We start from the raw sequence: 22,946 nt of genomic DNA, 5'->3' as shown, positions 1-22,946 counted from the left end.
TCAGGTCTCCTGGCTCAGATGCGCCAGGGCGGCGGCGTGCGCCTCCCAGTGGCGGCCATCGAAGGCCTCGATGCGGATATCCAGCGCGTCGGCCTGGTCCAGGCAGCGGGCGTTGACCGACCAGCCGTCCGGGTTGGAGCGCGGACGGTAGAAGCTCTTCACGCCACAGATCTTGCAGAAGGTGTGCTGCGCCACGCCGGTGTTGAATGTGTAGGTGGTGATCGACTCCGCGCCCTGGAGCAGCCGGAACCGGCTCTCGGGCACGATGACGTGGATGAAGCCCACCTTCTCACACATCGAGCAGTTGCAGGCCTGCGCCTCGACGACGTCCGGCAGGGCCGCCTCGAACCGCACGGCCCCGCAGTGGCAACCACCGGAGCGCCAGATATGGCCCTCCGTGGTCACTTGTAGCTCACGGCCTTGGCCGCCTTGACGATCTTCTCGACCGACGGCAGCGACAGGACTTCCAGGTTGGCGGCGTAGGGCAGCGGGACGTCCTCCTGATGGACCCGCAGCGGCGGGGCGTCCAGGTAGTCGAAGGCGTGCTCCAGCACCCGGGCGATCACCTCGGCGCCGACGCCCATCGGGCCCCAGCCTTCCTCGACCGTGACCAGGCGGTTGGTCTTCCTGACGCTCTCGACGATGGTTTCGTGGTCGAGGGGGCGGATGGTGCGCAGGTCGATGACCTCGGCCTCGATGCCCTCGCCGGCCAGTTCCTCGGCCGCCTTCAGCGCCAGGCCGACCATGCGGCTGTGGGCGGTGATGGTGACGCCCGAGCCCTCGCGGCGGATGCGGGCCTTGCCGATGGGGACGATCCAGTCCTCCACCTCGGGAATCTCGAACTCGACCCCGTACATCATCTCGTGCTCAAGGAAGACCACGGGGTTGGGGTCGCGAATGGCGGCCTTGAGCAGGCCCTTGGCGTCGGCCGCGTCATAGGGGGCCACGACCTTGAGGCCCGGCACCTGGCCGTACCAGGCGCTGTAGTCCTGGCTGTGCTGGGCGCCGACCCGGGCCGCCGCGCCGTTGGGGCCGCGGAAGACGATCGACGACTTGATCTGGCCGCCCGACATGTAGAGCGTCTTGGCCGCCGAGTTGATGATCTGGTCGATGGCCTGCATGGCGAAGTTCCAGGTCATGAACTCGACGATGGGCTTGAGCCCCGCCATGGCCGCGCCGACGCCCAGGCCGGCAAAGCCATGCTCGGTGATCGGGGTGTCGATGACCCGCTTGTCGCCGAACTCCTGCAGGAGGTCGCGGCTGACCTTGTAGGCGCCCTGGTACTGGGCGACCTCCTCGCCCATCAGGAAGACGTCGGGGTCGCGGCGCATCTCCTCGGCCATGGCGTCGCGCAGGGCGTCGCGCACGGTGATCTTGACCATCCTGGCGCCGGCCGGGATTTCCGGGTCGCGCAGTTCGACCGTAGGCTTGGGCGCGACGGGCGCGGCGCCCTCGCCTTCCGGCTTGGGCTTGGCGGCTTCCGGCGGCTGCTTTTCAGGATCGCCAGAAGCGTCCTGTTTTGGGGCCTCCTGCTTGGGCGCTTCCTTCGGCGCTTCGGCGGCAGGCTCGCCCTCCCCGTCCAGGCGGGCGATGGGCGTGTTGACCGCCACGCCTTCCGTGCCGGCCGCGACCAGGATCGAGGTGATCTTGCCCTCGTCGACGGCCTCGACCTCCATGGTCGCCTTGTCGGTCTCGATCTCGGCGATGACGTCGCCGGCCTTGACCGTGTCGCCTTCCTTGACGTGCCATTTGGCCAGCGTTCCCTCCTCCATGGTCGGGGAGAGGGCGGGCATGAGGATGTCGGTCATTACTGGGCCGCCTCCAGGTAGACGTCGGTATAGAGTTCGGAGGGGTCCGGCTCGGGGCTGGTGCGGGCGAACTCGGCCGCCTCGGCGACGATCTTCTTCACCTCGGCGTCGATGGCCTTGAGGTCCTCTTCGGAGACCTTGGCCTTCTCCAGCCGCTCGCGCAGGTGCTCGATGGGGTCGCGGGTCTTCTTGACCTCGTCGACCTCCTCCTTGGTGCGGTATTTGGCCGGGTCGCTCATCGAGTGGCCGCGGTAGCGGTAGGTCTTCATCTCCAGGATATAGGGCCCCTTGCCGCTGCGGGCGTGCTCGGCGGCCTTGGCGCCGGCCTCGACCACGGCCAGGACGTCCATGCCGTCAACCTCTTCGCCGGGGATGTTGAAGCTGATCCCGCGGCGGTGCAGCCGGGTTTCCGAGGCCGAGCGCTCGATGCTGGTCCCCATGGCGTACTGGTTGTTCTCGATCACATAGACGACCGGCAGGCTCCACAGCTCGGCCATGTTGAAGCTCTCATAGACCTGGCCCTGGTTGGCCGCGCCGTCGCCGAAATAGGTGAACGACACCCGGCCATCGCCGCGATAGCGGTCCGCCAGCGCCAGGCCCGTGCCGAGACTCACCTGCGCCCCGACGATGCCGTGGCCGCCGTAGAAGCCGGCCTCGGTCGAAAACATGTGCATCGAGCCGCCCTTGCCCTTGGACGAGCCGCCGGCCCGGCCGGTGAGTTCGGCCATGACCTCCTTGGGATCCATGCCGGCGGCCAGCATATGGCCGTGGTCGCGGTAGCCGGTGATGATCTGGTCGCCCGGCTTCTTCACCGTCTCCATGCCCACGGCGATGGCTTCCTGGCCGATATAGAGGTGGCAGAAGCCGCCGATCAGACCCATGCCATAGAGCTGGCCGGCTCGCTCCTCGAAGCGGCGGATCAGCAGCATGTCGCGATACCACTGGGTCAGTTGCGCCTTGTCAGGCGCGCGACCCTTCCGATTGACACCGGTGTCAGGGGTTTTCCCCTCAGAAGGTCCGCTTTTAGGCGTGCGCGCCATGCGCTTCTCCCTGATCCATCACCATCGCGGCCATTTCGTCCCTATCTAAGAGCCGGGACGAAAAGATCGACCCGGATCAGGGCTTCAGGCGGATCACATAATCTTTTGGATCCGAGAAGCCTAGCAGGGAACGCGCGCGCTCCTCCAAGAGGTCCCGCGAAAGACTGCCGTCCCTCAATAACCGGGCGCGCGCCTCCAGGTCCATCCTCTGCTGGTGGACATGGATCAATTCGGCGTTGCGTTGCTTGAGTTCTTCCTTGCGCTGAGCCGACAGCATCCAGCCCAACTCGCCGGTCAGGCCGTGGAAGACGAAATAGGTGATCAGGCCCGCCAGCGCGAAGGTGAACATGAAAGGCTGCAGGCGGGCGAGCAAGGCGGCGAATCCATCAGGAATTCCAATGGGGACAAACTCGCTCTTCGTGCTTAACGCCGGCTTAAGTTAGCCCCGCTTCAGCGCCCCACGCCCCGCATAGATGGCCTGGTCGTCCAGCATCTCCTCGATGCGCAGCAGCTGGTTGTATTTGGCCGTGCGGTCCGAGCGGGCGAGGCCCCCGGTCTTGATCTGACCGCAGTTGGTGGCGACGGCCAGGTCGGCGATGGTGGAGTCCTCGGTTTCGCCCGAGCGGTGGCTCATAACGGCGGTGTAGCCGGCGCGGTGGGCCATATCGACCGCATCCAGAGTCTCGGACAAGGTGCCGATCTGGTTGACCTTGATCAGGATGGAGTTGGCCAGGCCCTTCTCCAGGCCCATGGCCAGGCGCTCGGAATTGGTGACGAAGAGGTCGTCGCCGACCAGCTGGATCTTTCGGCCCAGGGCGTCGGTCAGCTGCTTCCAGCCGTCCAGGTCGTCCTCGGCGCAGCCGTCCTCGATGGTGACGATCGGGTACTGGGCGACCAGATCGGCCAGGTAGCCGACCATGCCGGCCGGATCGAGGGATTTGCCTTCGCCTTCAAGCTCGTAGCGGCCGTTCTTGAAGAACTCGGTCGAGGCCACGTCCAGGCCCAGCAGGAAGTCGTCGCCGGCCTTGTAGCCCGCCGCCTCGCCGGCCCGCATGATGAAGTCCAGCATCTCCACGGCGGTGCCGATATTGGGAGCGAAGCCGCCCTCGTCGCCGACATTGGTGTTGTGGCCGGCCTTTTTCAGCAGGCTCTTCAGGGCGTGATAGATTTCCGAGCCCATGCGCAGGCCCTCGGCGAAGCTGCCGGCCTTGACCGGCAGGATCATGAATTCCTGGATGTCGACCGGATTGTCGGCATGCATGCCGCCGTTGATGATGTTCATCATCGGCACCGGCAGCACCCGGGCCGAGACGCCGCCGACATATTTGTAGAGGGGCTGGCCGGCGCTGGCCGCCGCCGCCTTGGCCGCCGCCAGGCTGACGCCCAGGATGGCGTTGGCGCCCAGCCGGGCCTTGTTCTTCGTGCCGTCCAGATTGATCAGGGCGGTGTCCAGCCGGCGCTGGTCCTCGGCGTCGAAGCCCGAGAGAGCGTCGAAGATCTCGCCGTTCACCGCCTCGACGGCCTGGCGCACGCCCTTGCCGCCATAGCGTTTCTTGTCGCCGTCGCGCTTCTCGACCGCCTCGTGCGCCCCGGTCGAGGCGCCCGAGGGCACGGCGGCGCGGCCAAAGGCGCCGTCTTCCAGCGTGACATCGACTTCCACGGTCGGGTTGCCCCGGCTGTCGAGGATTTCGCGGGCGGTGATGTCGACGATCTCGGTCATGAGTCCCTCATGTGGCGGCGCGGGGGTGGCTTAGCCGCGCCAGGGCGGTTGAGCAACCCAAGCGCCTTACCGGGAACTCGCGGGTAGATCGCGTGCCGCTCCCCAAGAATCAACTCACTGTTGAACTCATGCTCATCGAAGCACTCGCCCACGTCCGGTTCAATGAATGGGGAAAGGCCGCTGCGTCGATCGGTGCCCTGCTGTTCGCCATTGTGGTCGGTACCCAGGTTCAGCCATTTCTCGACCTGCCATCATCAGATCGCGCAAGCTGGGTTGGAGCAATTGGCACTATTCTAGCCTTGGGGATCGCTGTGACCGCACCAATGATTGCGGCTCAAACAGAAGATCGGCGCTTTCGACAGAAAGCTGATGCGCTTGCTCGTCTACTCAAATTGACGGTTGAAACCGCCGGTGCGCTGGGAGCCGTTTTCGAACTTCCAGAGGGAAGATCAATCAAGGAAGTCGAAGCTGCGGCTCAGAAACTGCACATGGAAGCTATTTCTTCCGCAATGCAGGCCTTTCCCGCCGAACGCCTACCTATTCTGGCAATGAATGAGTTCCTGGCGCTTACTGGCTTGGCGGCGAATGCACCTGAGGCGTTCAAGAACCTCACGATTCAGAGGATGACGCACAACCCTGTTGGCATCGCGGAGGCTCAGGCGGCTGTGGAACGGCTGATCGCATTGGTCCGCGACGGACAGGACCGTTTGACTAACTTGCTCTAGAGGGACCGATGCTGGAATAGGACAGCCCAATCTAAGGAGACTGTCGTGGCGGATGCAGCCCTCGCCTCCAGCGCCTTCGCCGGCTTTCGCCTCCTGGCCCGCCGGCCGCTGACCTTTCTGGTCTGGGGGCTCGGCGCGCTTGCTGTGTGGGCGGCGGTTCTCGGCGCGCTCTTCGCAGCCAGCCCAGGGGGCTTCGGCATCCATCTTTTCGGGCCTATCGGGGCGCCGGTTCTTTGGCTGACGGCGACCATCCTGATCTGTGCGGTCTTCCGCCTAGTGCTCCGGACGCAGGAGCGCCATCGGATCGGCCTGCGGATCGGTCCTGACGAACTTCGCCTGGCGCCGCTGGTGTTGGTCCTGGGCGCCATCGCGGCCGTCTGCATTCTTCCCCTGGTGCTTTCCGGACCGCAGCGGCTGGCCGCCACGGCCATCCTGCTGCTGATCAGCCCCTTTCTCTGCCTCCTCGCGCCGGCGGTGTTCGCCACCCGTCGGCTCGACCTCCTGCAGGGCTTTCGGCTGGCCTGGAGACGCTATGCGAGTCTGCTGGCGATGAATCTGTTGATCGCAGGCATCTACGCCACCACCACCGTGTTGCTGGGGCATTTCTGGAAGTGGATGATCCTGGTCAACGACACCCGGATCGACCAGGCCATCCATCGGGGGACCGGCGCGGTTGGCCAGATGATCGGCATCGCGGGTGTGCTGGCCATCCTGATCTATGGCGCGCTGTTGATCATCGTCACCGCCCCCGCCGCCGAGGCCTACCGCCGCTTGACTTCCCCGCCGGCGCCGGGCCCTTAACCGGCCCATGAAATTCCAGAACCTGCTGCTCGAGAAGACCGACGGCGTCGCCGTGGTCACCCTCAATCGCCCCGACGCCATGAACGCCCTCTCCAAGGCCCTGCGCTCGGAGCTGCACAAGGTCATGGTCGCCCTGGACAAGGACGATGACGTCAGCGTCGTCATCCTGACCGGGGCCGGCGAGCGGGCTTTCACCGCCGGGCTGGACCTGAAGGAACTGGGCTCGGATCCCAAGGCGATGAGCGCCGCCAACGCCACGGGCGCCGACGAGAATCCGGTCAAGGCCATCGAATGCTGCTCCAAACCGGTGATCGGGGCCATCAATGGCGTGGCCATCACCGGCGGCTTCGAGCTGGCCCTGGCCTGCGACGTGCTGATCGCCTCGGAGAACGCCCGCTTCGCCGACACCCATGCGCGGGTCGGCATCATGCCGGGCTGGGGCCTGTCGCAGAAGCTCTCGCGGCTGATCGGACTCTACCGGGCCAAGGAGCTGTCGCTGACCGGCAACTTCCTGGACGCCGCCACCGCCCGCGACTGGGGCCTGGTCAACCGGATCGTCCCCGCCGCCGAGCTGCTGCCCACGGCCCGCAAGCTGGCCGCCGATATGGCGACCATCCCGGTCGAGACCCTCAGCCTCTACAAGTCGATCATCGACGACGGCTACGCCAAGTCGTTCGGCAAGGCGATGAACCTGGAGCAGGAGCGCTCGACCGCCAACAACCGCAAGGTCACCCCGGCCGCCGTCGAGGCCCGCCGCGCCGCCATCCAGGCGCGGGGCCGCAGCCAGTAGTTCCTCGCCCCTTGGGCGAGGTGGCGGCGAAGCCGACGGAGTGGGCCGTGGAACACACGGTGTTTCAGGATCGAGCACCGCCGGAGGGGGCGTGCTTTTATCTGAGTGCCGGCTGACAGAGCCCACTCCACCACTTCGTGGTCCCCCTCGCCCAACGGGCGAGGAATGTCAGCCCAGCACGGCGTTGTCGGCCAGCCAGATCATCGGGTCGGCCGCCATCTGGAAGTAGATGCGCTTGCGGCCGTAATCCATCTCGATCCGCGAGAACAGCTTGAGCGCGTTGGCGCCCAGCAGCACGGCGGGCTTGTCGCCCATGCCCCAGCGGTCGAAGACGTGCAGGTCGCAGAACACCAGCCCCATGTCGGTGAACCGCATGGTGCCGAACTTCAGCACCCGCACCACATGCACCTCGCCGATCGCCTCCTCGCCGGTGACATCGACCATACGGACCTGGGGCGCGAAGGGATCCCAGCGGCTGGCGCGACGGCCGAGGGCCGTGGCCAGGGCCATGTTGCCGACACTGAGCGCGCCGCCGCTGTCGACGAAGGCCTCGACCGGCACATTGTCGGCCTTGGCGCCGGCGACCGTCAGCAGGCCCTGGCGGTTGCGGGCCGGCACCAGGGCGCTCTTGGGGGTCGGCTCGTAGCCGTCGCTCAGGTTGGGCTGGCGCAGCTCCAGGATCCGGTCGCGGAAGTTCATCACCAGCCGGCGGTTCTGCAGCGCATCGACCCCCAACAGGCCATCGACCCCCAGGCGGCCCCGCGCCAGGATCGGCACCACGCCGCCCTTCAAGGTCTCCTCGCCGATGGTCAGGCCGGGCATCAGCACGGTGGGGGTCAGGGCCGAGCCGGAAATGCCGTGCACCATGACGTTGGGCCCGGCCGGCAGGGCCAGCTTGGCGGCCAGCTGATCGGAAAGGCAGCTGCGGTCGGCGCCGGTGTCCACGGCGAACTCGAATGGCCCCTGATCGCCAATCATCACCGGTATGGTCAGCCGCTCCTGCAGGTCCAGCCCGCCCTGGATCAGGGTCGAAAGGTCCGTGGGTTCATTGGGAAGGCCATTGGGAGGACTGGGGCGGCTCGAATCGGGAAGCGTCTGGCCCGGCGCCCCCAGCGGCGTCTCGCTGCCCCAGGATCGCCCGGGGGTCAGCGCCAGCGGCAGGGTGGCGGCCAGACTCGCTGAAAGTCCGGTGGCCAGGTGTCGGCGGGTCAGCATGGCGTGACCTCCCTTATCGTTGGGTCACTCTAGCATGGCTCGGGAACTTTAGCCCTGCCCTCGCAGCCAGGCGCGCCAGGCCGGCCAGGCGGCCACGACCTTGGCCAGGGCGGCATAGCCGGCGCTGTTTGGATGGTAGCCGTCACCCGCCCCCGCCTCATCCCACCAGGGCCGCCAGTCCATGTCCGAGGTTCTCAGGTCCAGCCAGGCGGCGCCCGCCTGGGCGAAGAGGTTTGCCATGCCACCGCTCAGCGCCACTGAGCGCCTGTCGAGCTGGGCATCGTCCAGGAAGACCGGCGAAGACACGCCAAAGGCCGGGATGTTCAGCCGACGGGCCAGGTCCAGCAGGCGGGCCGTCGCCGCCAGGCTCTCGGCCTGGGTCACGCCCTTGTTGAAATCGTTGCTGCCGAAGCTGAAGACCATGGCGTGCGAATCGCCCAGCGCCAGACGCGGCGGCAGCTCGGCCTCGGCGCGGGCGGCGATCTGCGGCCCGGTCTCGCCCCGGACGCCCAGATTGTAGGCGGTGAGGTCGATCCCTTCCCCGCGCGCCGCGGCAGCCACGCGGCCGACCCAGCCCAGGCCGGTGTCGTCGCCCGCCCCCGCCGTATAGCTGTCCCCCAGAAAACAGGCGCGCCTGTCCATTGGCGTATCCCCATATGCGAAAAGCGCCCGGAGTTTCCCCCGGGCGCCTTGAAGCTCGTCAGAGCCGCTTCTAAAGCGGGCTCTAGTCTTCCTTGGGCGTCAGAACCTGGCGGCCCTTGTACATGCCGGTCTTCAGATCGACATGGTGGGGGCGCTTCAGTTCGCCGGTGGTCTTGTCCTCATGATAGGCGTTGGGGCCCAGAGCATGGTGGCTGCGGCGCATGTTGCGGCGCGAGGGGGATACTTTTCGCTTAGGAACGGCCATCGGAAATCTCTAAGTCGGTGCGCTGGAGCGCGAAAACGGATGCGGCGGCCAAGCGGGCCGCCGACGTGAGCGGGGGTCTATGCCGCAAATCGCCCCGCAAGACAAGGCCCGAGACAAGGCCCGAGCCCGCACTTTACTTTCAGTTGAACCGCTGGTTCCATTCCTGATTGCCGCGATATCCCGCGGCATTGGGGAGGGACAGAGACCATGGCGCTGACCATCGACGCCGCCAGCCTCAAGGCATTCTCGCCGGCCTGTGACGCGGCAGGCCTGGCCCCGGCCTTCCAGGCCGCCTGCGACGCCCGCCAGATCAACACCGCCCGACGGATCACCCACTTCCTGGGCCAGATCTATGTCGAGAGCGGCGGCTTCACCCGGCTGGTCGAGAACCTCAACTACAAGGCCGCCCGCCTGGTGCAGGTCTGGCCCAGCCGGTTCCCGAATATCGCCGCCGCCACGCCGTTCGCGGGCAATCCCGAGGCCCTGGCCAACAAGGTCTATGGCGGCCGGATGGGCAACACCGCGCCGGGCGACGGCTGGAAATACCGCGGCCGCGGCTTCATCCAGCTGACCGGCAAGTCGAACTACACGGCGGCCAGCACATGGTCGGGTCTGGATTTGGTCGGCAATCCCGATCAGGCGGCGGCCGAAACCGGGGCCGCCCAGATCGCGGCGGCCTTCTGGGCCAACAATGGCCTCAACGCCATCGCCGATGGCGCCGACGAAACCGCCGCCATCAAGGCCGAGACCCTGAAGATCAACGGCGGCCTCAACGGTCTGGCCGAACGCACGGCGGCGATCACCAAGGCCAAGGGAATCTGGAGCTAGGGGCGCTGGCAGGCGACGGTTCCCAGCCACTCCCTTGCGACCGCCTCGCCGTCCAGCAGCCGCACCATCGGGCGCTTGATCCCGTCCACGGCGCGATAGCCGACCATCAGCCGCTGACCGCCGCCGAACGGGCCGATCTCGATGTCCTCCTCTGGGAAGACCACCGTGGCCTTCTCTCCGACGAAGACCACCACGCAGCCACTCTGGTCCCACACCATGCGGGCCATGGCCTTGATCGTCGGATAGTAGGCCGGCCCCCGCCAGGCCGCCGGAAAGCCTGGATCGACATCGATGCAGAGCTGACCCAGGTCCAGTTCGTTGCGCAGGAGGAAGCGGGCCTTTTCCGGCTTCCAGGCCTCGCCCAGATCATCCCGCGCCAGCCAGCCGCAGGTGAAGACGCGGCAGGACTGGGGATGGGCGCCGTGGATGGCGCAGCCCCGTCCCTTGACCACATGCCGGCACCAGGCGCCGGCCGGTTTTTCGAGCGCCGGAATCTCCAGGAGCTTGCAGCACAGGCTGCAGGTCCCGCAGACCTTCATCGTCAGACAAGCCGGCTCTGGGTCTTCGCCGCGGCGATAAAGCTGGCGAACAACGGGTGCGGCGCGAAGGGGCGGCTCTTGAGTTCCGGGTGGAACTGCACGCCCACGAACCAGGGATGGTCGGTGCGCTCGACGATCTCGGGCAGCACGCCGTCGGGCGAGACGCCGGTCATCTTCAGCCCCGCCTGCTCGAAGCGATCCTTGTACTCGATATTGACCTCGTAGCGATGGCGATGGCGCTCGGCGATGGCGGTAGAGCCATAGATCTCCGAAACCCGCGAACCGGGGCTCAGCACCGCGTCATAGGCCCCCAGCCGCATGGTGCCGCCCATGTTGCCGCCGGCCTGGCGCTTGACCCGCTCGTTGCCCTGCACCCACTCGGTCATCAGCCCGACCACGGGCTCGTCCGTGGGGCCGAACTCGGTGGAGGAGGCGCCCTCGATGCCGACGACGTTCCGCAAGGCCTCGATCACCGCCATCTGCATGCCGAAACAGATGCCAAAATAGGGGACGTCGCGCTCACGGGCGAACTGGGCCGCCAGGATCTTGCCCTCGGCCCCGCGCTCGCCGAAGCCGCCGGGCACCAGGATGCCGTGCACCCCCTCCAGCTTGGCGGCGGCCGCGCCCGGTTCGCCCTCGAAGGTCTCGCTCTCCACCCAGTCGAGGTTGACCTTGACCTTGTTGGCCAGGCCCCCGTGGGTGAGCGCCTCGATGAGCGACTTATAGGCGTCCTTGAGGACGGTGTATTTGCCGACCACGGCGATGGTGACCTCGCCGTCCGGGTGACGGGTGGTGTTGTCGATGCCTTCCCAGCGAGTCAGGTCCGGAGCCGGGGCGTCCTTGATGCCGAAGACGTCCAGCACCTCGGCGTCCAGCCCCTCGCGGTGATAGTCGAGCGGCACCGCGTAGATCGAGCTGGAGTCCATGGCGGTGATCACCGCCGTGGTGCGCACGTTGCAGAACAGGCCGATCTTGCGCTTTTCCTCGGCCGGGATCGGCTGCTCGCAGCGGCAGAGCAGGATGTCGGGCTGGATGCCGATCGAGCGCAGTTCCTTGACCGAGTGCTGGGTCGGCTTGGTCTTCATCTCGCCGGCGGTCTTGATATAGGGCAGCAGGGTCAGGTGGACGAAGCAGCTGTCGCCGCGCGGCAGCTCCTGGCCGAGCTGGCGGATGGCCTCGAAGAAGGGCAGCCCCTCGATGTCGCCCACCGTGCCGCCGATCTCGACCAGCACGAAGTCGGCCTCATTGCCCTCGGCGTCGACGGCGGGGCTGCGGACGAACTCCTTGATCTCGTTGGTGACGTGCGGGATCACCTGGACGGTGGCGCCCAGATAGTCGCCCCGCCGCTCCTTCTCGATGATGGTCTTGTAGATCTGGCCGGTGGTGATGTTGTCGGCCCGCGTGGCCGACACCCCGGTGAACCGCTCGTAGTGGCCCAGGTCCAGGTCGGTCTCGGCCCCGTCGTCGGTGACGAACACCTCGCCGTGCTGATAGGGGCTCATCGTCCCCGGATCGACGTTGAGATACGGGTCCAGCTTGCGCAAGCGGACCTTGTATCCACGCGCCTGCAAAAGCGCACCGAGAGCGGCGGACGCGAGACCTTTTCCCAAGGAGGAGACCACGCCGCCGGTGATGAAGATGTACCGGGCCATGGGAGACCAGATTAGCAGCGATTCGCGGGGGAAGCGCCGCTGATTCGGTAGAACGCCGCTATTGCTTGGGCTTGTCGGCCGGGGCCGTCGGAAGCGTGGACGGGGCGGTCGAGGGCGCCGACAGATCCGGCAGGCCCGAACTGGGGGCGGCGCCGGGCGCGCCGGTGGGGGCCAGAGAGGGTGTCCCCGCCAGCGGATTGGCCGGCAGCGCCTTGGTGGGCGTCGACGGCGCCGTCTGCTCGAGCTTGAGGCCCTTGGTCCGGTCGACGACCAGGCTGTTGCTCTGATCGCGGGCGGTCAGCCAGGTCAGCGAGATGCTGAGCAGCAGGAAGACCGCGAACAGGCTCCAGGTGATCCGCGTGAGCAGGTCGCCCGTGCCGCGCGCCGACATGAAGCCGCTGGGGCTGCCGCCCATGCCCAGCGCCCCGCCCTCGGATTGCTGGATGAGCACGAAGCCCACCATCGCCACGCAGACAAAGATCTGAAGGCCGAGCAGAATGTTGTGCAGCATGGAGCGAACGGTCCGATAACTGGCCGGGGCATTGGTCCCGGGGAGATTTGAGCCGGCCCCTCTATCACTGTGAGGGCCGCCACGCCATAGCTGGTGTCTCCAGTGTCCCAGGTCCAGCCCCGTGATTCTCGAAACCGAACGCCTGACTCTCGCGCCCGTCGTCCAGGGCGACGCGCCGGCCATCTATCTGATGATGAGCGACCCGGAGGTCATGGCCCATTGGGACGTGGAGCCTATCGAGGACCCGGACGTGGTCGAGGCCTACGTCGCCGCGCAGGTGCGTGAGGTCGAGGAGGGCGCCGGCTGGTACTGGTCGATGCGGCTGATCGAGGATGGCGTCTTCCTCGGGGTCTGCGACCTCTCCGACGTCGACTGGCGCCACCACCGGGCCGAGGTCGGCTTCATGATGGGCAAGGACTCCTGGGGCAAGGGCTATGCGTTCGAGGCCATGGCCTCGGTGCTGGCCTTCGCCGCTAGCCAGGGCCTCAAGCGCCTGACCGCCCGCACCCATGTCGGCAACGTGCGTTCCGACAGCCTGCTGGCCAAGCTGGGCTTCAAGCAGGAAGGCTACCTGCACGGCCACATCGACCGCGAGGGCGAACGGCGGGACTGCCGGCTGTGGGGGATGCTGCTCTAGGGTTCCTCGCCCCTTGGGCGAGGTGGCGGCGAAGCCGACGGAGTGGGCCGTGGAGCACACGGTGTTTCCGGATTGAGCACTGCCGGGGTGGGCGTGCTTGAAACGCCGTGTGCTCCCAGAGCCCACTCCACCACTTCGTGGTCCCCCTCGCCCAAGGGGCGAGGAATAAGGGCTATGCAGCGTTAATAATGCCCAGGAAATCGGCCGCCTTCAGCGAGGCCCCGCCGACCAGGGCGCCGCCGACATCCTTCACCGCCAGGATATCCCGGGCGTTCGACGGCTTCACCGAGCCGCCGTAGAGAATGGGAACCCTCGCGCCCGCCGCGCCGAACAGTTCCACCAGAGTGGCGCGGGCGGCGACATGGACTTCCTCGATCTCGGCCAGGCTGGGGGTCAGGCCCGAGCCGATAGCCCAGACCGGCTCGTAGGCCACGGCGAAGTCGGCGTCGGCCAGAGCGGCGGGCAGCGAACCTCTGAGTTGGCCGGTCACCACCGCCAGGGCCTGGCCGGCCTGGCGCTGTTCCAGGGTCTCGCCGACGCAGACGATGGGCTCCAGACCCGCCCGCAGCGCACCCGCCACCTTGGCGGCGACATCGGAGTCCGTCTCGCCATGGCCGGCGCGGCGTTCGGAATGGCCCAGGATCACCAGGCTGGCGCCGGCCTCGGCCAGCATTTCGGCCGAGATGTCGCCGGTGAAGGCGCCGCCGGCCTCGGCCCGGCAGTCCTGGCCACCGATCGCCACCCCGGTTCCGGCCAGGACCTGAGCCATCCGCTCCACCAGCGTGGCCGGCGGGCAGAGCGCCACCCGCGCACCGACCGGATGGGCGTCGAGGGCGGCGGCCACGGCGCGCGCCTCGTCCAGGCTGGCGGCGAGGCCATTCATCTTCCAATTACCGGCGATCAGCGGACGGGGCGTGGTCACGAGGTCAGCTTTCCTCAGGTTGTCAGGCGGCCCTTCGGTTAGGCCAAGCCGGCGTGGCTGTCACGCCGCTTGCAAGGAATGAGGCTGGCCCGCCATGCTTGCTAGCGCCGATAAGCCTCAATATACCGCCCGAGCGGCGCTCATCGCCGGATGCAAGGTCCTTCCATGTTCGACAAGCTGACCAACACGATCAAGAGCGCGCTCGCCGCCGGCGTCATGATCCTCTTGATGATCGCTTTCTTGATGACCGGCACCTCGGGTCAGTTTGACGCCTTCCGCGGCAATTTCAGCGGCGCGGTGGTCACCGCCGGCAAGCACAGCGTCACGCCGGCCGAATTCAAGAAGGCCTTCGACGACGAAAAGAGCCAGGCCGAGCAGCAGTATCAGATGCCGATCAGCCTCGAGGACGCCATCAAGGGCGGCCTGGACAAGGACGTGCTCAAGAACCTGTCCATCCAGAGCACCATCCGGGAATGGCTGAGCCGGCTGGGTTTCCGCACCTCCGACAAGATGCTGCTGACCATGGTCCACAAGGACCCCAGCTTCGCCAATCCGGTGACCGGCCAGTTCGATCCGGACACCTACAAGCGCCTGCTGATCCAGAACCAGCAGCAGACCGGCGTTTCGCCGGGCGAATACGAAAACGGCCTCAAGGAGCAGCTGGCCACCACCCAGTTCGCCGTCATGCTGCAGCTGGGTTCGCAGGCCCCGGCCATCTATGCCTCGCTGGCCGCCGCCTATGTCTCGGAAACCCGCGACGCCAGCTATTTCGTGATCAACGAGAAGGACGTCCCCGCGGCGGCCAAGCCGACCGACGAGCAGCTGCAGGCCTACCTCAAGACGCACGCCTCCGAATGGACCCGACCCGAGATGCGGACGCTGACGGTCGTGCGGTTCGATCCCAAGGATTTCCTGGACAAGGTCACGGTCGACCCGGCCGCCGTCCAAAAGCAGTTCGACTTCAAGAAGGAGAGCCTGTCCAAGCCCGAGACCCGCTCGGTCGTGCAGTTCCCGGCCAAGGACCTCAAGGCCGCCGCCGACATCGCCGCCCGCCTGAAGGCCGGCGCCGACCCGGTGACCCTGGCCCGCGCCACCGGCGCCAAGGCCGTCACCTATGACGACAAGCCCAAGACCGCCATCCCCGACTCCGCCGTCGCCAATGCGGCGTTCGGCCTGAAGGAAGGCGAGATCAGCGGACCGGTGAAGACCCAGTTCGGCGGCTACGTGGTGCTCAAGGTCCAGAAGGTCACCCCCGGCGTCGTCGCCACCCTGGAAAGCGCCCGCGCCGAGATCGAGACCGAACTGAAGGAGAAGGCGGCCGCCAAGAAGGCCTACGAGGTGTCCGACGCCTACGAAACCGCCCACCAGGACGGCGCGCCCCTGCCCGCGGCCGCCAGGAAGGCCGGCGTCGAACCCAGGACCATCGGACCGGTCACCGCCAACGGCCTGGACGAGCAGGCCAAGCCGATCGACGGCCTGTCGGCGGACCTGATCAAGACCGCCTTCACAACCGCCGCCGGGGCCGACAGCGACATCACCGAGTCGACCACCGAAAAAGGCGTCTATTTCGCCGTGCGCGTGGAGAAGATCACCCCGCCGACCGTGCCCCCGCTGGCCGAAATCCGGGAAAAGCTGACCAAGGCGATCATGGTGCGGGCCACCGGCCAGGCCATGGAAGCCAAGGCCAAGGCCCTGCAGGCCCGGGTCGCCAAGGGCGAGTCGATCGACGCCGTGGCGGCGTCGGCCGGCCTGAGCGTGATCAAGCTCTCGGCCGTCAGCCGCCAGGAGCAGGACAAGTATGTCAAGGAGTTCGGCCGCGAATTCACCGCCGGCCTGCTGGGCCAGAAGACCGGCAACTCCTACCTGGCGCCGACCGCCAAGGGCATCGCGGTGGTCCGGATCGATGCGATCAGGACCGGCGATCCCAAGCAGATGGCGATGTTCACCGCCACCCAGAAGGGCGCCTTCGGTCGCCAGCTGACCCAGGATATCTCGCCGCAGCTGGCCGATTACAGCCAGGCCAAGATCAAGCCCAAGATCCACCGCGACCTGGCCCTGACGGCGCTGGGCCTGGATCCCAAGAAGTATTCGGACAAGCCGAAGACCGACAAGAAGGCTGAGAAGAAGAAGTGAGCAGCGAGCCGGCGTTTGACGCCTTTGCGAAGGGCTACGACGCCGGCGCGCCACAGGTCGTCTGGACCCGGCTGATCGACGACCTGGAGACCCCGGTCTCGGCCTATCTGAAGATCGGGGCCGGTCAGCCCTACGCCTTCCTGTTCGAGTCCGTCGAGGGCGGCGCCTGGCGCGGCCGCTACTCGATCCTGGCCATGAAGCCGGATCTGGTCTGGCGCTGCCGGGGCGACCAGGCCGAGATCGCCAGGGGCCCCGAAGCCATCGCCGCCGGGCGTTTTGAGCCCCAGACCGGCGGTGCGCTGGACTCGCTGCGCGACCTGGTCGCCCAGTCCCGCATCGACCTGCCGGCCGGCCTGCCGCCGCCGGCCGCCGGGGTCTATGGCGCCATCGGCTACGACATGATCCGGCTGGTCGAGAAGCTGCCCGACGTCAATCCCGACCCCCTTGGCCTGCCCGACGCGGTGATGATCCGCCCCTCGGTGGTGGCCGTGTTCGACGCCATCGCCCAGGAGATCGTGCTGGTGACGCCGGTGCGGCCCGCCGGGGGCGTTTCGGCCAAGGACGCCTACGCCGCCGCCAACGTCCGGCTCGAAGCGGTCCACGCGGATCTGCGCGCGCCGCTGCCTGCCGCCCCGCCACCCACGACCGAGCCCGCCGAGCCGCTGACCCTGACCAGCCCTGTCAGCCGCCAGGACTACCACCGCATCGTGGCCGACTGCCGCCAGTACATCGAGGCCGGCGACATCTTCCAGGTGGTGCCCAGCCACCGTTTCCGCGCGCCCTTCGACCGTGATCCGCTGGCCCTCTACCGCTCGCTGCGGCGCACCAACCCCTCACCCTTCCTGTTCTTCCTGAACTTCGGCGACTTCCAGCTGGTCGGTTCCAGCCCCGAGATCCTGGTCCGGCTGCGCGACGGTAAGATCACCATCCGCCCCATCGCCGGCACCCGCCCCCGCGGCGCGACGCCGGAGGAGGACGCCGCGCTCGAGGCCGAACTGCTGGCCGATCCCAAGGAGCGGGCCGAGCATCTGATGCTGCTGGACCTGGGCCGCAACGATGTGGGCCGGGTCGCCCGGCTGCGCGAGGCCGGCCGCAACGAACCCAGCGTCCGGACCAAAGGCTCGGCGGTCAGGGTCACCGAGAGCTTCGTGGTCGAGCGCTACAGCCACGTGATGCACATCGTCTCCAACGTCGAGGGCGACGCCCCGGACGGCCTGGACCCGGTCGATGTGCTGATGGCGGCCCTCCCCGCCGGCACGCTGTCGGGCGCGCCCAAGGTGCGGGCCATGGAGATCATCGACGAGCTGGAGCTCGAAAAGCGCGGCATCGCCTATGCCGGCGCGGTCGGCTATTTCGGCGCCGACGGCTCGGTCGACACCTGCATCGTGCTGCGCACCGCCCTGATCAAGGACGGCATGATGTATGTCCAGGCCGGCGGCGGCGTGGTCGCCGACAGCGACGCCGACGCCGAATACGACGAGACCCTGCACAAGTCCCAGGCCCTGCGCCGGGCGGCGCAGGAGGCCTGGCGGTTCGGCTGACCGCCGCTCAGCGAGAGCGACGGTCGCCGGCAGGGCGCTACTTCTGTTTGGCGGCCGCGTCGGCGGCGGCGTCGGCCTTGCGACCGGCGGTGGCGGCGGCGTCCGCGGTATTGTCGGCGGCGTTGTCGACGGCCTCACCCGTGGCGGCGGCCGCGCCCTGAGTGTTGGCGGCGGTGTCGGCGGCGGCGGAACTGGCGGTCGCGCCGGCGGCGTCGCCGGTCGCGGCGGCGTTGTCCTGGGTCTTTTGCGAGCAGGCGATCAGGGTCAGGCTGGCGACGGCCAGGGCGGCGATGACAGGAAGGCGCATTTTTGGTCTCCAAGGATCGGAGCGCGTCGCACGCGGCGGCGTCTCCTGGTCGACTGCCCAACCGATGGGCCCGAGAATTAGGGAATAGGGTTGCCTGCCCAAAGGCGAAGGCGTCCCACGTCGTCCTCCCGCAGCCCTCCGTGGACTGGGCCGTGGGAACGGCGCGTCCAAGCCTTGCCCAGTCGCAACCGCCGTCGGCGGGTTTGGTTCCGGCTGGCGGGAGCCTAGTCGAGCGAGCCCACGATCGAGGCCCGCTGCGACAGCTCGATCCAATTGCCGTCCGGATCGCGCACCATCGAAATCCGCGCCGTGGTTCCCAGCGTCAGCGGGGCCAGGGCCTCGCGTCCGCCGGCGGCCAGCACCGCCGCGTGGACCTCATCGACCTTGAAGACCTGGAAGGTGATGTAGCGCCAGCCCCTGCCCTGCATGCCGGCGTCGGCCGGGGCGTCGGGGCTCTCCTCCAGCAGGATCAGCGTCTCGCCGGCCCGGAAGGCCGCGCCGCGCCGTCGGGGTTCTTCCGGTAATCCAAGCGCTTGACCATAGAACCTGCGGTGCGCCGCCAGGTCGCGCACGGCCAGCCGGATGGCGACCTGCTCGATGCCGTCCTGCCCCCGGGGGACCCGCGACAGGCGGTTGCCGTCCGGGTCGGTAAGAGAGTCGGCCTCGGTCCGGCCGGCCTGGGCGATGATCAGTTCGCGATAGCCGCTCGGCGGCGCGTCCGGCAGCGGCTCGTCGTGATGGTTGATCTTCAGCACCGAGCCCAGGGCGTCGTGCCGGTGCTGGACGTGACCTTTGCGGATCGGCAGGGCGTGATCGAAGGGCAGGCCCACCCGGCCCTGCCAGAAGGCGAGCATCGGCTGCAGGTCGTTGGTCGAAAGGCCGATATCGACCCGGGGCTTGGCCAGCTCCATCGCCCTACCCGTTCTCCAGATCGAAATCGTAGCCGACGATGGCGTCGGCGGGCCCTTCGTCGACACCCTCGTCCCCATCGAGCGCGATGTAGAGCGCCCGCGCCGCGGTGTTGGACCGGTCGGTCAGCACCCAGGCGGTCCCGCAGCCCTTCGCCCGCCCCTCGGCGAACAACGCCTTCATCACCCGGCGGCCCAGGCCCTGGCGCTGATGGCTGGGCGCCACCCCGACCTCGTTGATCCAGAGTTCGGCCGGCTTGTCGGGATGGACGTAGTCCAGGCCCGAGGCGAAGCCGACGACCAGGCCGTCGTCAATGGCCACGGCGATGTGGTGGCGGGGATCGGCCAGGAACTGCCGGGTCAGGTCAGGATCGACGGGGTTGTCGAAGACCTCGTCCGCGACCCTGGCCAGGGTCGCCTCGTCTCCCGCCCGCAGCATTCTGATCTCGATGGCCATCCTAGGTCGCCGGCGTGAGCGACACGCGGGTCACCGGCGCATCCCGCACCTGGGTCGCCGCCCAGGGGATGGCCACCGCCAGCGACAGGGCCGAGACCGCCGCCAGGGCCGAGGCGGCCAGCAGCAGCCAGATACGGTCGCGCGGCAGTGGCGGTTTCAAGAGCGCCCGGGCGTAGGACAGGGCCTCGCGGTCGAGGGCGGAATCGGCGGGCGACATGAGGGCATGATGCGCTTTGGCCCATGGCCGTTGCAACGCCGCCCTTGGCGGAGCGAGCCCCCTCCCCTAGAAGCTTTGGCTCATGATCCTGGTCATCGATAACTACGACAGCTTCACCTACAACCTCGTCCATTACCTGAACGAGCTGGGGGCCGAGACGCTCGTCTACCGCAACGACGCGCTGACGGTGCAGGAGGCGTTTGGCCTGAGGCCCGAGGCGGTGCTGCTGTCGCCCGGCCCCAAGGCCCCCGACCAGGCCGGCATCTGTCTGCCCCTGCTGCGGGGCGCGCCGGACGACCTGCCGATCCTGGGGGTGTGCCTGGGCCACCAGGCGATGGGCCAGGCCTATGGCGGCGACGTGGTGCGGGCTAAGTCGATCATGCACGGCAAGGTCAGCCCCATCCATCACCAGGGCCAGGGCATCTTCAAGGGCCTGCCCAACCCCTTCACCGCCACCCGCTACCACAGCCTGGCCATCGACCCGGCGACCTTCCCGGCCGAGCTGGAAGTCACCGCCTGGACCGAGGACGGCGAGGTGATGGGCATCCAGCACCGCACCCGGCCCGTATTCGGCGTGCAGTTCCATCCTGAATCCATCGCCACCGAGGGCGGCCACCAGCTTCTGGCCAACTTCCTGGAACAGGCGGGCGTCCATCGCCTCGCGGAGGTCTGATGTCCGACGCCTTCAAGCCGCTGCTGGGCCGCCTCGCCGACGGGGCCACCCTCTCCGAGGACGACGCCGACGACTTCTTCTCGGCCTGCCTGCGGGGCGAGCCGACGCCCTCGCAGATCGGGGCGGCGGTCACCGCCATGCGCATGCGCGGCGAGACGGTCGGCGAGATCACCGCCTGCGCCCGGGCCATGCGCCGGGCCGCCCGCATGCTGGACCAGCCTTACGATGTCGTGGACACCTGCGGCACCGGCGGCGACGGCCTGCACACCTACAACATCTCCACCGCCTCGGCTCTGGTGGCGGCCGGCGGAGGCCTGAAGATCGCCAAGCACGGCACCCGCGCCCTCTCCTCGCGCTCGGGCTCCTCGGACGTGCTGGCGGCGCTGGGCGTCAATATCGAGGCCGGGCTGGAACAGCAGCGGCGCGCCCTCGACGAGGCCAACATCTGCTTCCTGTTCGCCCCCGCCCACCACGGGGCCATGCGCCATGTGCAGCCGATCCGGGCGGAGCTGGGCTTCCGCACCGTCTTCAACCTGCTGGGCCCGCTCTCCAATCCGGCCGGCGCCAAGCGGCAGGTGCTGGGCGTCTTTACCCCCCGCCTGGTCGAGCCGCTGGCCAAGGTGCTGGGCGCGCTGGGCGCCACCCGCGCCTGGGTCGTGCACGGCGCGGGCATGGACGAGCTGACCACCACGGGCGAGACCCAGGTCGCCGAATGGCGCGATGGCCAGATCCGCCTCTTCACCATCACCCCGGAAGCCGTCGGCCTGCCCCGCGCCGCCCTGGCCGACCTCACCGGCGGCGAACCGGCCCAGAACGCCCAGGCGTTGCGGGAACTGCTGCAGGGCAAGCCCAGCGCCTATCGCGACACCGTGCTGCTCAACGCCGCCGCCGCCTTCCTGGTCGGCGAAAAGGTCGAGACCCTGCGCGAGGGCGTCGAACTGGCCGCCCACGCCATCGACGAGGGCCACGCCCAGCAGGCCCTGGACCGGCTGGTCGCCGTCACCAACGGCTGATGACCGACATCCTGACCCGCATCGCTGCCTACAAGCGGGACGAGGTGGCCGCGCGCAAGGCTGCCCGCCCGCAGGCGCAGGTCGAGGCTGCGGCTCTGGCCGCCGATCCGCCGCGCGGCTTCAAGGCGGCGCTGGAGCGGGCCCACGCGCCCGGACGCTTGGCGTTGATCGCCGAGATCAAGAAGGCCTCGCCCTCCAAGGGACTTATCAGGGCCGATTTCGACCCGCCGGCGCTCGCCAAAGCCTACGAGGCCGGCGGCGCGGCCTGCCTGTCGGTGCTGACCGACGCGCCCAGCTTCCAGGGCCATGAGGACTATCTGGTCGCCGCCCGGGCCGCGGTCGGCCTGCCGGTGATCCGCAAGGACTTCCTGGTCGATCCCTGGCAGGCAGCCGAATCACGGGCGCTGGGGGCCGACGCCATCCTGGTCATCCTGGCCATGGTCGACGATTCGCTGGCCGCCGAACTGATGAGCGAGGCCGCCCGATTCGGCATGGACGCCCTGGTCGAGGTGCATGACGAGGCCGAAATGGCCCGGGCCGGCGCGCTCGGCGCCAGCCTGGTCGGGGTCAATAATCGCGACCTGCGGACCTTCGTCACCGACCTCGGCGCCACCGGCCGTTTGGCGGCCAAAGCCCCTGAAAACGCTCTGCTTGTCACCGAAAGCGGTATCGCCAACGCCCAGGATGCGGCGTTGCTGGAACGTTCGGGAGCCAGGGCCATGCTGGTGGGTGAAAGCCTGATGCGCCAGGCCGACGTCGAGGCCGCGACAAGGGCGTTGCTGGGCGGCTAAGGCCGTCAACTTGACATTAACGAAGAACACCTAGAGAACATCGACAACGTTTGCGGTTTGTTCCGCGACAGATTCGTTGGCGAGGCTCCGGTTATGCTCACGCGCAAGCAACACGAACTGCTCATGTTCATCCATGACCGGATCCGCGAGACCGGCGTGTCGCCGTCCTTCGATGAAATGAAGGAGGCCCTGGACCTCGCCTCCAAGTCCGGCATCCACCGGCTGATCACCGCGCTTGAAGAGCGCGGCTTCCTGCGCCGCCTGCCTCACCGGGCCCGGGCGCTGGAGGTGATGAAGCTGCCGCAGCAGGCCACCACCTCGGCCCCCTCGGGCGGGCGCCAGACCTTCAAGCCCCAGGTCATCGAGGGCGAGCGCCAGGCGCCGCCGCCACCGATGATCGCCAACGACACCCGCGACCTGCCGATCCTGGGCCGTATCGCCGCCGGCACGCCGATCGAGGCCATCCAGCAGGAACGCGACCGGCTGCAGGTGCCCGAAACCATCCTGGGGGCCGGCGAGCACTTCGTGCTGGAGGTCAACGGCGACTCGATGGTCGACGCCGGCATCCTGGACGGCGACTATGTGGTGATCCGCAAGACCGACAGCGCCAACACCGGCGAGATCGTCGTGGCCCTCGTCAAGGGCGAGGAAGCCACCCTCAAGCGCCTGCGCCGCAAGGGCGGCTCGGTCGCCCTGGAAGCCGCCAACCCGAAATACCAGACCCAGATCTACAACCCCGACCAAGTGCAGGTGCAGGGCAAGCTGGTCGGGCTGATCCGGCGGTATCACTGACAGAAGGGGACATGTTCGG

Annotated in this window: 27 protein-coding genes; 11 read left to right on the top strand and 16 right to left on the bottom strand. The window is 68.0% G+C overall.

Features of this window, described 5'->3' with window-relative positions; all coding sequences use genetic code 11:
• The 5 genes from QO010_RS04130 to eno form a co-directional block, all read right to left on the bottom strand.
• Entirely contained in the window at positions 1-405 is a 405-nt protein-coding gene (locus QO010_RS04130; protein ID WP_307346304.1) for a GFA family protein, read from the bottom strand.
• A complete protein-coding gene (locus tag QO010_RS04125; protein ID WP_307346302.1) occupies positions 402-1,808 on the bottom strand; it encodes a pyruvate dehydrogenase complex E1 component subunit beta in 1,407 nt (468 codons plus the stop codon). The genes QO010_RS04130 and QO010_RS04125 overlap by 4 nt, the downstream gene beginning before the upstream one ends.
• Positions 1,808-2,848, bottom strand: a complete 1,041-nt coding sequence (gene pdhA, locus QO010_RS04120) for a pyruvate dehydrogenase (acetyl-transferring) E1 component subunit alpha (protein ID WP_307346300.1) — start codon at positions 2,846-2,848, stop codon at positions 1,808-1,810. The genes QO010_RS04125 and pdhA overlap by 1 nt, the downstream gene beginning before the upstream one ends.
• A gap of 76 nt (positions 2,849-2,924) precedes the next feature.
• Positions 2,925-3,221 carry an FtsB family cell division protein gene (locus QO010_RS04115; RefSeq protein WP_307346297.1) on the bottom strand — a complete coding sequence of 99 codons (297 nt, stop codon included), beginning with the start codon at positions 3,219-3,221 and terminating at the stop codon, positions 2,925-2,927.
• Positions 3,222-3,287: 66 nt separating this feature from the next.
• Positions 3,288-4,568, bottom strand: a complete 1,281-nt coding sequence (gene eno / locus QO010_RS04110) for a phosphopyruvate hydratase (RefSeq protein ID WP_307346294.1) — start codon at positions 4,566-4,568, stop codon at positions 3,288-3,290.
• Positions 4,569-4,696: 128 nt separating this feature from the next.
• Between eno and QO010_RS04105 the strand changes: the two genes are divergently transcribed.
• From QO010_RS04105 to QO010_RS04095, 3 genes are read left to right on the top strand one after another with little or no spacing between them, the layout of a single operon-like run.
• Positions 4,697-5,293 (top strand): hypothetical protein, encoded by a 597-nt coding sequence (locus QO010_RS04105; RefSeq protein WP_307346292.1) that lies wholly within the window; start codon positions 4,697-4,699, stop codon positions 5,291-5,293.
• Between the two features lie 45 nt (positions 5,294-5,338).
• On the top strand, positions 5,339-6,094 hold the full coding sequence (locus tag QO010_RS04100) for a hypothetical protein (RefSeq protein WP_307346289.1): 756 nt from the start codon (positions 5,339-5,341) through the stop codon (positions 6,092-6,094).
• A gap of 7 nt (positions 6,095-6,101) precedes the next feature.
• Positions 6,102-6,884, top strand: coding sequence for an enoyl-CoA hydratase (locus QO010_RS04095; RefSeq protein ID WP_307346286.1), 783 nt, complete (start codon positions 6,102-6,104; stop codon positions 6,882-6,884).
• Between the two features lie 168 nt (positions 6,885-7,052).
• Here the strand turns inward: QO010_RS04095 and QO010_RS04090 are convergent, their stop codons facing one another.
• The 3 genes from QO010_RS04090 to rpmF form a co-directional block, all read right to left on the bottom strand.
• Positions 7,053-8,099, bottom strand: a complete 1,047-nt coding sequence (locus QO010_RS04090; RefSeq protein WP_307346283.1) for an aspartyl protease family protein — start codon at positions 8,097-8,099, stop codon at positions 7,053-7,055.
• 48 nt (positions 8,100-8,147) lie between these two features.
• On the bottom strand, positions 8,148-8,741 hold the full coding sequence (locus tag QO010_RS04085; RefSeq protein WP_307346280.1) for a GDSL-type esterase/lipase family protein: 594 nt from the start codon (positions 8,739-8,741) through the stop codon (positions 8,148-8,150).
• Positions 8,742-8,823: 82 nt separating this feature from the next.
• Positions 8,824-9,006 (bottom strand): 50S ribosomal protein L32, encoded by a 183-nt coding sequence (rpmF, locus tag QO010_RS04080; RefSeq protein WP_307346277.1) that lies wholly within the window; start codon positions 9,004-9,006, stop codon positions 8,824-8,826.
• A gap of 207 nt (positions 9,007-9,213) precedes the next feature.
• Here rpmF and QO010_RS04075 point away from each other — a divergent pair, with 207 nt between their 5' ends.
• On the top strand, positions 9,214-9,834 hold the full coding sequence (locus QO010_RS04075; protein WP_307346274.1) for a glycoside hydrolase family 19 protein: 621 nt from the start codon (positions 9,214-9,216) through the stop codon (positions 9,832-9,834).
• Here QO010_RS04075 and QO010_RS04070 read toward each other — a convergent pair.
• Genes QO010_RS04070 through secG form a run of 3 tightly spaced genes read right to left on the bottom strand, consistent with a single transcriptional unit; the run spans position 9,831 to position 12,536 of the window.
• Positions 9,831-10,373: a YkgJ family cysteine cluster protein gene (locus QO010_RS04070; RefSeq protein WP_307346271.1), complete on the bottom strand. Its 543-nt coding sequence runs from the start codon at positions 10,371-10,373 to the stop codon at positions 9,831-9,833. The two genes, QO010_RS04075 and QO010_RS04070, sit on opposite strands and share 4 nt — an antisense overlap.
• Before the next feature lie 2 nt (positions 10,374-10,375).
• Positions 10,376-12,025, bottom strand: coding sequence for a CTP synthase (gene pyrG, locus QO010_RS04065; RefSeq protein WP_307346268.1), 1,650 nt, complete (start codon positions 12,023-12,025; stop codon positions 10,376-10,378).
• Positions 12,026-12,083: 58 nt separating this feature from the next.
• Positions 12,084-12,536: a preprotein translocase subunit SecG gene (secG, locus tag QO010_RS04060; RefSeq protein ID WP_307346265.1), complete on the bottom strand. Its 453-nt coding sequence runs from the start codon at positions 12,534-12,536 to the stop codon at positions 12,084-12,086.
• A gap of 121 nt (positions 12,537-12,657) precedes the next feature.
• On the opposite strand from secG, the gene QO010_RS04055 reads away from it, so the two are divergent.
• Positions 12,658-13,173: a GNAT family N-acetyltransferase gene (locus QO010_RS04055; protein ID WP_307346263.1), complete on the top strand. Its 516-nt coding sequence runs from the start codon at positions 12,658-12,660 to the stop codon at positions 13,171-13,173.
• Positions 13,174-13,345: 172 nt separating this feature from the next.
• Here the strand turns inward: QO010_RS04055 and tpiA are convergent, their stop codons facing one another.
• Positions 13,346-14,095 (bottom strand): triose-phosphate isomerase, encoded by a 750-nt coding sequence (tpiA, locus tag QO010_RS04050; RefSeq protein ID WP_307346261.1) that lies wholly within the window; start codon positions 14,093-14,095, stop codon positions 13,346-13,348.
• A gap of 165 nt (positions 14,096-14,260) precedes the next feature.
• Between tpiA and QO010_RS04045 the strand changes: the two genes are divergently transcribed.
• On the top strand, positions 14,261-16,228 hold the full coding sequence (locus QO010_RS04045; RefSeq protein WP_307346258.1) for a peptidyl-prolyl cis-trans isomerase: 1,968 nt from the start codon (positions 14,261-14,263) through the stop codon (positions 16,226-16,228).
• Positions 16,225-17,769 (top strand): anthranilate synthase component I, encoded by a 1,545-nt coding sequence (gene trpE, locus QO010_RS04040; RefSeq protein ID WP_307346254.1) that lies wholly within the window; start codon positions 16,225-16,227, stop codon positions 17,767-17,769. Before QO010_RS04045 ends, trpE begins: the two co-directional genes overlap by 4 nt.
• Positions 17,770-17,806: 37 nt before the next feature.
• Here the strand turns inward: trpE and QO010_RS04035 are convergent, their stop codons facing one another.
• The 4 genes from QO010_RS04035 to QO010_RS04020 all read right to left on the bottom strand — a co-directional run bounded on the left by QO010_RS04035 (position 17,807) and on the right by QO010_RS04020 (position 19,658).
• The gene (locus QO010_RS04035) at positions 17,807-18,076 is read right to left on the bottom strand and encodes a hypothetical protein (protein WP_307346251.1); all 270 of its coding nucleotides are present in this window, start codon (positions 18,074-18,076) and stop codon (positions 17,807-17,809) included.
• Between the two features lie 224 nt (positions 18,077-18,300).
• Positions 18,301-18,987, bottom strand: a complete 687-nt coding sequence (locus QO010_RS04030) for a VOC family protein (RefSeq protein ID WP_307346248.1) — start codon at positions 18,985-18,987, stop codon at positions 18,301-18,303.
• A gap of 4 nt (positions 18,988-18,991) precedes the next feature.
• Positions 18,992-19,441: a GNAT family N-acetyltransferase gene (locus QO010_RS04025; protein ID WP_307346246.1), complete on the bottom strand. Its 450-nt coding sequence runs from the start codon at positions 19,439-19,441 to the stop codon at positions 18,992-18,994.
• Position 19,442: 1 nt separating this feature from the next.
• A complete protein-coding gene (locus QO010_RS04020) occupies positions 19,443-19,658 on the bottom strand; it encodes a hypothetical protein (RefSeq protein WP_307346244.1) in 216 nt (71 codons plus the stop codon).
• A gap of 82 nt (positions 19,659-19,740) precedes the next feature.
• Between QO010_RS04020 and QO010_RS04015 the strand changes: the two genes are divergently transcribed.
• From QO010_RS04015 to lexA, 4 genes are all read left to right on the top strand, one after another.
• Entirely contained in the window at positions 19,741-20,331 is a 591-nt protein-coding gene (locus QO010_RS04015; protein WP_307346242.1) for an anthranilate synthase component II, read from the top strand.
• Positions 20,331-21,344 carry an anthranilate phosphoribosyltransferase gene (gene trpD / locus QO010_RS04010; protein ID WP_307346239.1) on the top strand — a complete coding sequence of 338 codons (1,014 nt, stop codon included), beginning with the start codon at positions 20,331-20,333 and terminating at the stop codon, positions 21,342-21,344. Before QO010_RS04015 ends, trpD begins: the two co-directional genes overlap by 1 nt.
• Positions 21,344-22,135: an indole-3-glycerol phosphate synthase TrpC gene (trpC, locus tag QO010_RS04005; RefSeq protein WP_307346237.1), complete on the top strand. Its 792-nt coding sequence runs from the start codon at positions 21,344-21,346 to the stop codon at positions 22,133-22,135. Before trpD ends, trpC begins: the two co-directional genes overlap by 1 nt.
• Positions 22,136-22,228: 93 nt before the next feature.
• Positions 22,229-22,927, top strand: coding sequence for a transcriptional repressor LexA (lexA, locus tag QO010_RS04000; RefSeq protein ID WP_307346235.1), 699 nt, complete (start codon positions 22,229-22,231; stop codon positions 22,925-22,927).
• Positions 22,928-22,946 lie beyond the last annotated feature (19 nt).

The organism is Caulobacter ginsengisoli (genome assembly GCF_030814835.1).
In the GTDB taxonomy this organism is placed as follows: domain Bacteria; phylum Pseudomonadota; class Alphaproteobacteria; order Caulobacterales; family Caulobacteraceae; genus Caulobacter; species Caulobacter ginsengisoli.
Note: the sequence above shows the minus strand (reverse complement) of the source record. Positions and strands in the feature narration are given on the sequence as shown.